A 13,255-nucleotide genomic window follows, 5' to 3' on the forward strand; every position below is an offset into this window, starting at 1 on the left:
CTAATAAAATTGATTAAGCCGATTAAGGAAATTGCATTAAATTAGTCATCTCAAAAAAGAGGAACAATCAAACACTATCGTCAAATAGCAACCATATTACGGTATATCTGGAGGAGTTCACCCGGATGGACGTTGCTCAACGGACTTCTGCTACTTGTAAGAGGTCTTCTTCCGCTTCTCTTACTCTACCTTATTAAATTATTGGTAGATGAGATTCAGGTGGTAGCAGCCGGACCCGGCGTTAAGGGAGCGTTACAACACCTTATGGGCTTACTAATTATAGCTGCTGTGGTTTTTCTCACCAATGCCTTGACGGCCTCGCTAGGAGCTCTGGTACGTGAGCGTCAGTCGTTTGTCATATCCGACTACTTCGACCGTTTAATTCACAACAAAACCACCCGAATAGAATACGGATTTTTTGAGCACCCCAAATATCAAAATGTATTTTTTAGGGCGTTGCATGAGGCATCGTTCCGTCCGTCCCGCATTTTTTACGGTTTAATAGGATTTTTACAAAACCTGATAACCTTGATGTTAATGGGTGGCATACTTCTAATGGTACATTGGTCTGTATCTATTGTCTTACTGTTAGTTACCCTTCCAACAGCAATCATCCGCATACGATATGCTAAAGAATTGTTCCGGTTTCGGCGCAATAACACCGACAAAGAAAGAAGAGTTAATTACTACAACCGGTTGCTGACGTCACGTGAGTTTGCCAAAGAGCTGAGAACCTTTGATCTGTCAACTCTTTTCCGCAAACGATATCATGAGCTGAAAAACGACTGGCGGCAGAGCCAGTACAGCATGCTGCGAAAAAAAACTTTTCAAGAAATAGTGGTTCAAATATTGTCGGCTCTCGCAGTCTTTTCATTATACGGGCTTATAGCGTATCGTGCTTTTATGGGACAAATATCCATCGGAGATGTGGTTCTTTATTTTATGGCTTTGCAGCGAGGTTATGCCTATTTACAGGAATTTTTGGGTCGAATCACAGGGTTGTATGAAGATTCATTATTCCTGAACAATTTATTTGAATTCCTTCATTTGCCCGAAACAGAACAAGAGAAACGTCAAGGAGCAAATTTACCATTCCCCGCCAGAATGAAAGAGGGGATAAAACTGGAAAATGTAGGATTTCATTATCCTTCAAATAACAGATGGATATTGCGAAATGTATCTTTTGAAATTCGGGCAGGCGAGACGGTGGCACTGGTAGGTGTCAACGGTGCGGGAAAAACAACTCTGGTAAAACTACTTTGCGGGCTTTACCGGCCAACAGAAGGGTCGATTCATATTGACGGAATTCCCTTGGAGAAAATCAGCCGGAGAGGGCGCACTGACAATATAAGTGTAATCTATCAGGATTTTATGTTATATAACGTCACTGCCCGTGAAAATATATGGTTTGGCAATATACGGCGTAATCCTGACGACCAGAAGATAAAAGAAGCGGCACAGGAAGCAGGCATTCATAAAATTATAGAAGGTTTTGACCGGGGTTATGAGACGACATTAGGCACTCTGTTTGAGGGGAGTGAACAGCTGAGTCCCGGTCAATGGCAACGTCTGGCACTGGCCCGCTCTTTTTTTAACACATCAGCGCAAATCGTAATCCTGGATGAGCCTACCAGTTCATTGGATGCATTCTCCGAAGCGAGGTTACTTCAATACATCAAAGGCATTACCGAAAACCGCACGGCTCTTATCATTAGCCACCGGCTATCCACCATTAAAATGGCGAACCGAATAGTTGTTCTTGATGGACAACAAGTAGCAGAGGAAGGTACTTATCATGCCTTAATGAAAAAACAAGGCGTTTTTTACTCAATGGTGCAATCACTCAGCAGAGATGATTTGTAATCCGTTTGGGACTTTTACAGAAAAACAAAAAAGCCATTGCAGTCTTTTCCTCAACAATAGCGTTTAAATAAATAGTTATACCGGGTGCATTTCATTAAGCACAATAAATAAGTTTTCACTGTATTTACTTGCATCTTTAAAATTACCAGGTATAGAACAAGCCTGAAAAAACACCCATGGAATATGGTCTGTAAGACCCGGGGGCATCTTTCCTGATATCGGAAATAAAATAATCCATACGGGGCTCCAACCGAAATCGCAAACCTTTAATTAAAGGAACGGAAAAAGCCACTCCAACATGAGTGCTAAATCCCATATCATTTAACCCTTCGGTTTCACCAATTCTTTGTTTCTCACCCAAACGTTGCAAGAAAGCCCTATTGTTTACCAACAAGTTTGTACTAACTCCCCCGGCAACGGAAACACCAACTTTTTTATCAGGGAACAACTGATAACGAACCGTTACCGGAATCTGCATGTATCCCAAATTCTGTTCTAAAATAACATTTTCGGTCCGTTCAGCAGTAGTGGATGTTAAATCAATAAACTCATTTTCTGCTTTTTTAAATCCTGACAAGCCACTAGTTTCAACAGGCGATAAACTATAACTAACCTTTCCTAAAGAATTATCAAGGTTAATTTGGGTAATACTAGTAGTACTATTCTCTGAAAAAAGCGATGTTTCAGCGAGTGTATAAACCGGTTCGGATGTCGCTTTAGCAATAACCTCCTGGCCCATGGAAGCATATCTGACCCCTGTTTCGATTTGCCAACGATTACCTACGGCCAATGCCAAAGAAAGCCCTCCACTGGCCGTATTGAGACCGTTTTCTCTATTACCTGAAGGCAATCCGGAAACGGTTCTGAAAGAATAAGTGGGCGAAAACTCACCACCAATCATAACATGTGTATTTTTCTTTTCAATACTACTAATTGGCTGGTCATGGCTCGCCGTTTCCAGTGGTGAGTAGACATATAATTTATGAGGAACAGCTACAGGGCTAATATCATTAATATTCCGAATAGAAAGAGAGGCCATTTTAAAATTGGCAGGTAACAAATGCCGGGTTGATTCGTCACCTGCCTTTGAGAACACTTCCGTTGAAGAAGTCAAAACAGAAGGCATCTGATCGGAAGTTTCACTATTATTTTGGGTTGGGTAGTCTTTTACAAGCAATATTTTTTCATCGGTGGGATGAAACAAAAGAGACGAACTGTCCGATTCTGTTTTGGAGCTTTGCCTGTTTGCGCCATCTGAAATAAAAACGTTGTCAACAGAATTCGTGGAATCATTAGTGGAAGCAGTGCCAATATTATTCTTATTTAAACGCATAATATCGTGACTTCCAATCCACCATAAGCCAAACATAAGCGCAAGAGAAGCAGCCACACCGACTCTCAAAAATATAGGTATTAATCTCCTTTTCTTTTTTTCATCAAGCCGATGCTCAATCTTCTCCCATATTAAAGGAGAAGGCTTAACTTCCAAATCTTTCAGTTCTCTGAACAACGAATCGTTATCTTTAACCGACATCATCATAATATTATTGTCTCCAATTTTCGGTCCTCACGAATTTTTTTTTGCAGCCATTTTCGTGCACGGGCAAGGTTGGATTTACTCGTACCTATTGAAATATTAAGCTTTTGAGCAATCTCTTCATGGGTCATCTCATCAATCACATACATATTGAATACAAGCCGGTACCTTTCAGGCAATTGTTGAATAAGCGCCAGGAGTTCATCAAGCGAATAACCCTTACCTTCTTCCGAAAAAGATTTCTCCTGGTCTTCAATGTCCGGAAATTCATTGGTAATCTCGGTGCTAATCTTTTTTTTTCGAAATGATTCAATAATCAGATTCACCATAATACGCCGCATCCACCCCTCGAAAGAGCCTTCGAAGCGGAAATCTCCAATTTTTTCGAATACACGAATGAAACCATCCTGTAAGAAATCTTCAGCTGCCTGCCTGTTGCCTGAATAACGCAAACAAACACCAAACATTTTGGGCGCATAAAGCTCATAAAGCGCCTTTTGAGCACTCCTATCCCCTTTTTGACATCTGGTAATTATATGATTTATATTTTCGAATGCCGACACTGAATACCGTTCCTGTTAATATCACTATCACAAGATACACCTCAAAAAATTAATTCACAATACATTGGGGTAAGGGTAGGGATAAAATATAGATTTTAGTTGTTTAGATTTGAGATATTTAGATATAATACAGGTTGTTAGATTTTTAGATATTCCTAATATTAACTTCGAACTTCAACCCAACATTAACCTAATGATTCAATTCTAAAACTTTACTAATCGAATTAAATACAAAAAAATCTAACAACACATTGATGTAATAACAGACGAGAAAAATGAAGAAGGTTGCGTGAAGAAAATCAAAAATTTTTGCGGATACGTTCCAGTTCCCGTTTAGTGTCCCTTTCTTTGATGGTTTCGCGCTTATCATGCTTCTTCTTCCCTTGAGCCAGCGCAATTTCAAGTTTAGCATAGCCACGCTCATTGAGAAACATTCTCAGCGGAACAATAGTGAGACCCGACTCTTTGGTTTTTCGTTCAAGTTTAAGAAGTTCTTTTTTCGTCAAAAGAAGTTTGCGTTCCCTATCAGGCGCATGGTTATTAAAAGTACCATAAAAATATTCGGCAATATTCATTCCCTTAACCCACAATTCACCCTTTTTAAAGTAACAGAAAGAATCTACCAAACCGGCACGACCGTTTCTAATCGACTTAATTTCTGTACCGGTTAACTGTATTCCGGCAACAAACTTATCGATAATTTCATAATCGAAGAAAGCCCTCTTATTGCGTATATTCACTTTATTTGTGGCCATATCAAATGGTTATCAAATTCAATAAAATAGTTCTGATTAAAAAAGGGAATCCCAAAACAGCCAGCCCGGCCACCAAAGTAAACCAGTTCTTTTGAATGGGAGTAGGCCCTTCAAGATTTCCAACGCCGGTCCATATTAGAAAAAAAGCGTAAAACATAAAAATCTGAAGAAAAAAAACCTCAGGAATTAAAGCCGTAATCAATAAAACCAAATACAAAGCGGAAGAACTATAAATGGCTAACCTGGCGGCGACATCGCGCGACGACACAAAATGAAAATATTTCATTACCCTGAAAATAAAAAACCAGGCAACGAAGAGGCCCCCAAAAAGAGCAGCAAACTCAACCCCTACCCGCTTCAATGCCAATTCTATAATAAACGCTTGCTGATTGATAAGATGAGAAATAAACGTTGCTAAGGCAACCATGCCAATAAGCGGCAGAGCAAAAGTGCTCATCATATCATTAAAAGAAGCTTGCTGGTTATGGATGTTCTGCCATTCTCGGGCCGGATGGACGATTAGATTGCGAATTCTTAGTCCCAACTGCCGATACATCCGGGCAGTGGTTATTGGTTCTTTTGCCTCCATAATACTCCCTTGAATAGAATCTGCACTTTTCATCCGCATAAAAATTATCTAAGTTATTGGTTGGATGGAACTCGCATGGCTTAACTAAATTTATACATGTCCTTTTGTGGAAAAAGTCGCCATGCTCGTTTCATCCGCATAAAAATTATCTAGGTTATTGATTGGATGGAACTCGCATGGCTTAACTAAATTTATACATGTCCTTTTGTGGAAAAAGTCGCCATGCTCGTTTCATCCGTATAAATTTTACTTACCTCATTGATATATTGGTTCTTAAAAGTAGTCATTAGTAGTTAGCCGTTAGTCACTGGTTATTTAACACTAACCACTTGTTGACTAATGACTAATCACTTCTTCTGCCTTCTGCCTGTGCACTTCTGCCTTTGTCTTTTATACATGTTCTTTTGTGGCAAAATCCGCCATGCTCATTGTCCAACCACACGCAAAACAACAAAACACTATAATACAATAAAATACAAACCAAAAACACACAGTATTTAAAAGCAAAATTATAAAATATTATCAAGCTTTCAAGCCTAAATATTGAAATGGGAAGCTCCCATAGCTAACATGAGTGCTTGTTGACAATCTTTGGGTTTCATGTAAAATCAACCAATATCATTAGTTAAAAGCTCATTAAGGCCAACACTCACTCCTTAATCCGCTACAGGAAAATTCTCCGGCAATCACGAATTTGATAAATTTTTCGCTTCTGCCTGTACACTTCTGCCCCAAATTTCCTTGGTCATATTCGATTCATCCGAATTACTTCATTCATCTTTCGAGGTAAAGATAGTCATACTCGGTCTGTTAGGTAAATTAAAATTTACAATCAGTGCGAAAGTAACATGTATATCACAAGATATGTATACTTTTGCTATAATTGAGGTGGGCAAAAGGGCTTTTCTATAAAAAAACAGGGACAGACCACAAAAGAGATAAGTCAGAAGACACTTTCTTTAATTTCACAATTTCGGACAGAGGTTATTTTCTTTCAGGGAAATTAGAAGGACAAATTAAACAAAATTAGTTGTAACCCAAATAAATGAAACCAAAAAAAGAAAATGCAAAAACAATCACCCTACAATTTAATAGTTATTACCGGTCCCACGGCAAGTGGTAAAACGCAATTGGCCGCACATTTGGCATATCGTATCAACGGAGAAATCATTAGTGCCGATAGTCGACAAGTTTATGAAAAAATGGACCTCGGCACAGGGAAAGATTATGACGACTATATTGTAAACGGGGAAAAGATACCTTTTCATCTTATAGATATCCGAAAACCGGGATATAAATACAACGTATATGAATATCAAACCGATTTTTTCAAGGTTTTTGAAGACGTTTGTTCGCGTGGCAAATTTCCGATAATGTGTGGAGGTACAGGATTATATATCCAGGCCGTACTGGACCAATACAAAATGGTTCATGTTCCACCTAATCCGCAATTAAGAGAAGCCTTAAAAGATAAATCACTGGAAGAACTTTCGAATATTCTGAAACAGTTTAAAAAACTTCATAATACGACCGACACCGACACCAAAAAAAGAGCCATTCGAAGTATAGAAATAGAGACTTATTACCAGAATCATCCCGAAATAGAAGTAAAGCTTCCCGAAGTAAAGCCATTGATTGTGGGTATTGCCATCGACCGTGAATTAAGACGTCAAAAAATCACCCAACGATTGAAAGCAAGATTAAATCAAGGGCTGATAGAAGAAGTAAAAGGGCTATTAGATGCGGGCCTATCTTCGGAAGACCTGATATATTACGGTTTGGAATACAAATACGTAACCCTATATGTCACGGGCCAAATGAGCTACGATGAAATGTTTGAACGTTTGAATATCGCCATCCATCAGTTTGCCAAAAGACAAATGACCTGGTTCAGGGGGATGGAACGTAAAGGCCATAAAATACATTGGTTAGATGGCACCAATGATGCCGATTCAAATGCTGCACTGATATGCAAATTAATTTATTCCTAATCGACAATTCCAAAGCCATAAATCCCAAAAATCAATATTTTAGTCAAACAAATAGCACAATTTTTCATGTTATTCGTATAGAATAACATCATGCCGACCATTAGTCATTACATACAAAGGATACAAGAACTTGCCAAACGGAATCAGGAGTTAAATAATCGCTTAACTGATCTGATGGGGCAATATTCTATAATAAAGGAACAAAACAAAAAATATAATCAGCTTCTTGACCGTTACTCCGAACCCGGTTTGCTCAAAGCTCAGGAAAAGTCCTTCAAAAAAAGGGGAAAGAGAGTTGAACGGTTAAATACGGTCTCTTTATTATACATTTCTATCAGAGGTTTTGAAGAACTTCCCCAAATGTCGAACCAATCCGAACTCATCGACATTTTGGATGAAATCAATGTTTTAATTAAAGAGGTAGCCGATAAATTTAGTTTAACCAAAATCAAAAGTTTTGGTGATAATATCATATATGCAGCAGGGTTAAACCGCGAAAACCGTACTAATCCTATCGATATTACTTTAGCTGCTTGTCACATGAAAGCAGAAATTCAAAAGCTATATGAACGGCAAGCCCACAAACCGATATGGAAAGTAAAAATGGGTATACATACCGGTCCGATTTTGGCTTTTGATGAAAAACGTGCCTATTCCCCGTATTCTATTTCGGGAGAAAACATCAATATTGTCTGTCGGTTAGGTGAAAGTTGTCCCGCCGGTAAAATCAACATATCGGAGATGACCTATGAGCTGGTAAAAGAATTTTTTAACCTCACTCCTGCCGGAACCATTCCCGTAAAATTTAAAGGCCCCATGAAAATTTATCAGGTCAACGGGTTGCAAGAGAAGCTTCACCAGAAAGATAATATATTTGCCAGCAACAAAATGTTTGACCTTCGTTACCGGCAAATACAATTTATGGATATTCAGGAAGAAGTTCTGAATCTACTGGAAAAAAACCTACCAAACAATTTATATTATCACAATATCAAACACACCATAGATGTGATTACCGAAGTGGAGTTGATTGGATGGGCTGAAGGCCTTAAAGAAGAAGAAATTCTGATTCTTAAGACCGCCGCTTTATTTCATGATGCAGGACATATCGTTGATTACCGAACCCACGAATATCAAAGTGTACTTTTGGCTCGTCAAATATTGCCTCGGTACAATTTTTCTAAAAGTCAATTAGATGTTGTTGAACGCTTAATTCTGGCTACAAAATTTCCTCCAACGCCTAAAGATAAACTGGAAGAGGTAATCTGTGACTCAGACCTTGATTATTTAGGCCGAGCCGACTTCATTCCGGTTTCCAACAATCTATACAAAGAGCTTAAAGAAAGACAGATGATAGGCTCCTGGAATGAATGGTTGCAAATGCAACTCGATTTCATAATGCAACATCAATATTATACACAAACGGCAAAAAAATTAAGAGAAGTAAATAAACAACAACAAATTGAACGCCTCAGGTTATTGTTGAAAAACGAGGTGGTTAAAACTAATTATTAATTTTTGCTACTTTTGACAGCCCAAAATATTAAAAGCACATGACCATGAAAAATCTCAGCGCGCTTTTTATTGTTATAGTAACAATGCTTGGCTGTCAATCGCGCCAGAATAGGCTTGAACCCGCTATTCCGAATCTTAAACAAAGAGTTGATGCTTACCAGACGGTACAGTTAAAAACCGATATATCCGGACTATCCTCAGCTCAAAAAGAAATGCTGTCACTATTATTCGAGGTAGCCAACATCATGGATGAATTGTTCTGGCAACAGGCATGGGGAGATAAAAATATTTTATTGAACAACATAAAAGACAATGATTTAAAACGCTACGTAAAAATCAATTACGGACCATGGGACCGATTGAATAATAATGAACCATTCATAAAAGGTATTGGTCCCAAACCCGCAGGAGCACGATTCTATCCAGAGGACATGACTAAAAAGGAATTTCAACAACTGTCCAACCATAATAAGGGCAGCCTATACACTGTTATTGAACGAAACGACCAAGGGAAATTAGTGGTGATTCCTTATAGTCAAAAATGGAAAAAGGAATTAACCAAAGCCTCAGAATTACTTTTAGAAGCTTCGGAACTGGCCGAAAGCGAAGGTTTTAAACGCTACTTAAAAGAAAGAGCCAAAGCACTTCTTACCAATGATTATTATAAAAGTGACCTGGCATGGATGGAAATGAAAGATAATTTGATTGATTTTGTAGTAGGGCCTATTGAGACTTATGAAGATGGATTAATGGGGGCCAAAGCAGCCTTCGAAGCCTACTTATTAATTAAGGATACCGTTTGGTCGGCCCGTCTCAATCACTTTGCCCAATTTTTACCACAACTACAAAAAGATCTACCCGTAGATGATAAATACAAAACCGAAATGCCGGGGAGTGACTCCGACCTTAATGCTTATGATGTGATATATTATGCCGGCGATTGTAATGCGGGAAGCAAAACTATTGCCATCAACCTTCCCAACGACCCCGATGTGCAAATAAAAAAAGGCAGCCGCAAACTCCAGCTAAAAAACAGCATGCGTGCCAAATTTGACCAAATACTTGTCCCCATCAGCCAGTTACTTATTGATCCCGATCAACGTCAATATATTGATTTTAATGCTTTTTTCGAAAACACCATGTTCCATGAAGTAGCACACGGACTGGGAATCAAGACAACCATCAACGGGAAAGGAACCGTACGTGAAGCACTTAAAGAAACCGCTTCGGCCATTGAAGAAGGCAAAGCCGACATTCTTGGACTTTATATTATTACACATCTTACCGAGATGGGTGAGCTGGACAATAAAGATCTAAGAACCAATTATGTTACTTTTATGGCCAGCATATTTCGTTCGGTTCGCTTTGGTGCGGCCAGTGCTCATGGGAAAGCCAATATGATTCGCTTCAACTATTTCCTGGAAAAAAAGGCTTTTACAAGAAATCCTCAGGATGGTACGTACAAGGTTGATTTTGAAAAGATGAAAGAAGCCATGCAACAACTTTCTAAAGAAATTCTTGTTTTACAGGGCGAAGGAGATTATGAAAAAGCTAAACGCATGCTCGATGAATTAGGTGTAATAACCCCTCAGTTGAAAAAAGATTTGGACCGTATCAATGACGCCAACATACCGGTGGACATTGTTTTTGAACAAGGCCCCAAGGTAATTGGCTTGTAAAAGATAAAACGACCAAACGCATTCCCAACCTGTTGATCTTTGCTTCAACAAAGTCAACAGGTTTTTTATAAACCCTACAAAATATTTCAAGGCTATTTTCATTGCAGAAACAGATTGCAATATAAATTTAATACAAGCTATTGGTTGGATGGAACTTAAAATTAGTTTTTAGTGGTTATTCAATAGTCCCTGGTGAAACCAACACTAATGACTGTCCACTAATCATTAAAAACTTCTTTATCCATCTGCCTGAGCACTTTTTAAACATGCTCTTGTTGTGACCACCTTTGTTGGTCATGCCCGTTTCAACCAATAATAATTTGGAACTTTATAAAAAATATAACGCAAAATTTATGGATATTAAAAAGCTATTTACCCACAATCCCATCACCCAACTCTTCGACATTGACTACCCGATTATCCAGGGCGGAATGGTATGGTGCAGTGGATGGAAACTGGCTTCGGCCGTTAGCAACAATGGCGGATTAGGCTTGTTGGGTGCCGGAAGTATGTACCCGGAAATACTTCGTGAGCACATTCGTAAAATGAAACAAGCCACCAATAAACCCTGGGGGGTAAATGTTCCTCTTTTGTATCCCGATATCGATAAGTTGATGAATGTCATCGTTGAAGAGGGTGTAAAAATAGTTTTTACTTCGGCCGGCAGCCCGGCCAAATGGACGCCGTTTCTTAAAAATCATGGAATAATTGTTGCACATGTGATTGCTAACTCTCGATTAGCAAAAAAGTGCGAAGATGCCGGCGTGGATGCTATTGTGGCCGAAGGTTTTGAAGCAGGAGGGCACGAAGGACGGGAAGAAACAACCACATTTACGTTAATTCCTTTAGTGAGAAAAGCCACCAAATTACCTTTATTGGCAGCAGGAGGTATCGGCAGCGGACAACAAATCCTTGCCGCCCAGGCTTTAGGCGCCGATGGTGTGCAAATCGGTTCATTATTTGCCTTAGCAGAAGAATCATCAGCTCATCCTGCCTTTAAAGAATACGCTGTAAAAGCAAAAGAAGGCGACACAATGCTTACTTTAAAACAACTGGCACCTGTTAGATTGCTGAAAAACTCTTTTTATCAAAAAGTTGAGGAAGCTCAACGACGTGGTGCCTCAGTCGAAGAACTTAAAGAACTTTTGGGACGTGGACGAGCAAAAAAAGGAATTTTTGAAGGTGATTTGGAGGAAGGAGAATTGGAAATTGGTCAAATTGCTGCATTAATAGATAAAATTAAACCTGTAGAAGAAATAATGAAACAATTACTGGATGAATACCAATTAGCCAAAGAACGGCTATTAATCAAATAACCGTATAATATCTAAAATAAACGGCTGAAAAGAGCATTACCAATTTGGGGCTGTCAACACATAAGGACAGGCATAAACTTATGGTCATATAAAAAAATCAGACCAAGGATAAACTTTAAGAGAGACCTGCCCCAACCGAAGGGAAATACTGGTTGTTAACCTTAGTAACAAAAATTGAGAAAAAGTAATAAATGATAAATTTTGAAAAACACACCCTTAAAAACGGCCTTCGAATAATTGTCCACCAAGACCGAACCACCCCAATGGTAGCGGTAAATGTGTTATATGATGTAGGGGCACGAGACGAAGATCCGAACCGAACAGGCTTTGCTCATTTGTTTGAACATTTAATGTTTGGCGGTACTAAAAACATACCATCGTACGATGAACCTGTTCAACACGTCGGCGGTGAAAATAATGCCTGGACCAGCAACGATTATACCAATTATTACGTAACCGTACCATCGGTAAATATTGAAACAGCTTTTTGGCTTGAAGCCGACAGGATGTATGAACTCGATTTTTCGGAAAAAAGTTTGGAAGTTCAACGCAAAGTCGTTATCGAAGAATTTAAACAACGCTATCTGAACCAACCCTATGGCGATATCCCAATCTTAATTCGTGACCTGGCTTACAAAGTGCATCCATACAGATGGCCCACTATAGGGAAAGAAATATCGCACATCGAACAAGCCACTCTGGATGAGGTTAAATCATTTTTCTTCAAACATTATGCTCCCAACAATGCAGTACTTTCTGTAGCAGGCAATATAGAACCTGATGAAGTGTTCCGCCTGGCTGAAAAATGGTTTGGTGACATTCCATCAAGAGCTATTGCCCCCAGAAATTTACCACAGGAACCGCCTCAAACAGAACCTCGATATCTGGAAGTAAAACGAAATGTACCGGCACCATTAATTCATATGGTTTTTCACAATGGCCGGCGAACCGATCCCGATTTTTATGCCAATGACCTTTTATCTGACATTTTATCCAATGGCCCATCTTCAAGATTATTCCAATCACTTGTCAAGGACCAGCGAATCTTTTCGGAAGTAAACGCCTATATTAGTGGGGATCGTGATCCGGGGCTTTTTACCGTCACGGGTCGACTCATGCCGGGAGTAGAAATAAAAAAAGCAGAACAAAGCATCCGAACAGAGTTAAACAAGCTTACCCAAACAGTGCCTTCCGACTATGAACTACAAAAAGTCAAAAACAAAGTAATATCCAATTTAGTTTTTGATGAGATTAGTTTTCTCAACAAAGCCATTAATTTAGCACTATATGAGTTGATGGGTGCTATTGATGAACTCAATAGAGAACCGGATAATTACCAGGCGGTTTCGCCCCGGGACATTAAAGAAACTGCCACTAAAATTTTCAGGCCGGAAAATTGTTCTACCTTATATTATCTTCCGTTGTAAATCAAAAATTTTACGCAAAA

At 39.0% G+C, this 13,255-nt stretch carries 10 protein-coding genes; 6 read left to right on the forward strand and 4 right to left on the reverse strand.

Annotated features, from left to right (window positions below):
- The first annotated feature begins 132 nt into the window (after positions 1-132).
- Positions 133-1,863 (forward strand): ABC transporter ATP-binding protein, encoded by a 1,731-nt coding sequence (locus BM130_RS05055; RefSeq protein ID WP_237706120.1) that lies wholly within the window; start codon positions 133-135, stop codon positions 1,861-1,863.
- Positions 1,864-2,005: 142 nt separating this feature from the next.
- On the opposite strand, the gene BM130_RS05060 is transcribed toward BM130_RS05055, so the two are convergent.
- From BM130_RS05060 to BM130_RS05075, 4 genes are all read right to left on the reverse strand, one after another.
- Positions 2,006-3,397: an outer membrane beta-barrel protein gene (locus tag BM130_RS05060; RefSeq protein ID WP_052298952.1), complete on the reverse strand. Its 1,392-nt coding sequence runs from the start codon at positions 3,395-3,397 to the stop codon at positions 2,006-2,008.
- Between the two features lie 2 nt (positions 3,398-3,399).
- Entirely contained in the window at positions 3,400-3,963 is a 564-nt protein-coding gene (locus BM130_RS05065; protein WP_010527378.1) for an RNA polymerase sigma factor, read from the reverse strand.
- Positions 3,964-4,262: 299 nt separating this feature from the next.
- On the reverse strand, positions 4,263-4,718 hold the full coding sequence (gene smpB, locus BM130_RS05070; protein ID WP_010527377.1) for an SsrA-binding protein SmpB: 456 nt from the start codon (positions 4,716-4,718) through the stop codon (positions 4,263-4,265).
- 1 nt (position 4,719) lies between these two features.
- Entirely contained in the window at positions 4,720-5,340 is a 621-nt protein-coding gene (locus tag BM130_RS05075) for a YIP1 family protein (RefSeq protein WP_237706119.1), read from the reverse strand.
- A 1,031-nt stretch (positions 5,341-6,371) separates the two neighbouring features.
- On the opposite strand from BM130_RS05075, the gene miaA reads away from it, so the two are divergent.
- The 5 genes from miaA (at position 6,372) to BM130_RS05100 (ending at position 13,235) form a co-directional block, all read left to right on the forward strand.
- A complete protein-coding gene (miaA, locus tag BM130_RS05080) occupies positions 6,372-7,298 on the forward strand; it encodes a tRNA (adenosine(37)-N6)-dimethylallyltransferase MiaA (protein ID WP_010527375.1) in 927 nt (308 codons plus the stop codon).
- Positions 7,299-7,388: 90 nt separating this feature from the next.
- The gene (locus tag BM130_RS05085; RefSeq protein WP_010527374.1) at positions 7,389-8,813 is read left to right on the forward strand and encodes an adenylate/guanylate cyclase domain-containing protein; all 1,425 of its coding nucleotides are present in this window, start codon (positions 7,389-7,391) and stop codon (positions 8,811-8,813) included.
- A 44-nt stretch (positions 8,814-8,857) separates the two neighbouring features.
- The gene (locus BM130_RS05090) at positions 8,858-10,492 is read left to right on the forward strand and encodes a dipeptidyl-peptidase 3 family protein (protein ID WP_029626567.1); all 1,635 of its coding nucleotides are present in this window, start codon (positions 8,858-8,860) and stop codon (positions 10,490-10,492) included.
- A gap of 353 nt (positions 10,493-10,845) precedes the next feature.
- Complete coding sequence (locus BM130_RS05095; RefSeq protein WP_044138619.1) at positions 10,846-11,808, forward strand: NAD(P)H-dependent flavin oxidoreductase; 963 nt, start codon at positions 10,846-10,848, stop codon at positions 11,806-11,808.
- A gap of 191 nt (positions 11,809-11,999) precedes the next feature.
- Positions 12,000-13,235 carry a M16 family metallopeptidase gene (locus BM130_RS05100; protein ID WP_010527371.1) on the forward strand — a complete coding sequence of 412 codons (1,236 nt, stop codon included), beginning with the start codon at positions 12,000-12,002 and terminating at the stop codon, positions 13,233-13,235.
- Positions 13,236-13,255 lie beyond the last annotated feature (20 nt).

Source organism: Thermophagus xiamenensis (assembly GCF_900112795.1).
GTDB classification, from domain to species: Bacteria; Bacteroidota; Bacteroidia; order Bacteroidales; family Marinilabiliaceae; genus Thermophagus; species Thermophagus xiamenensis.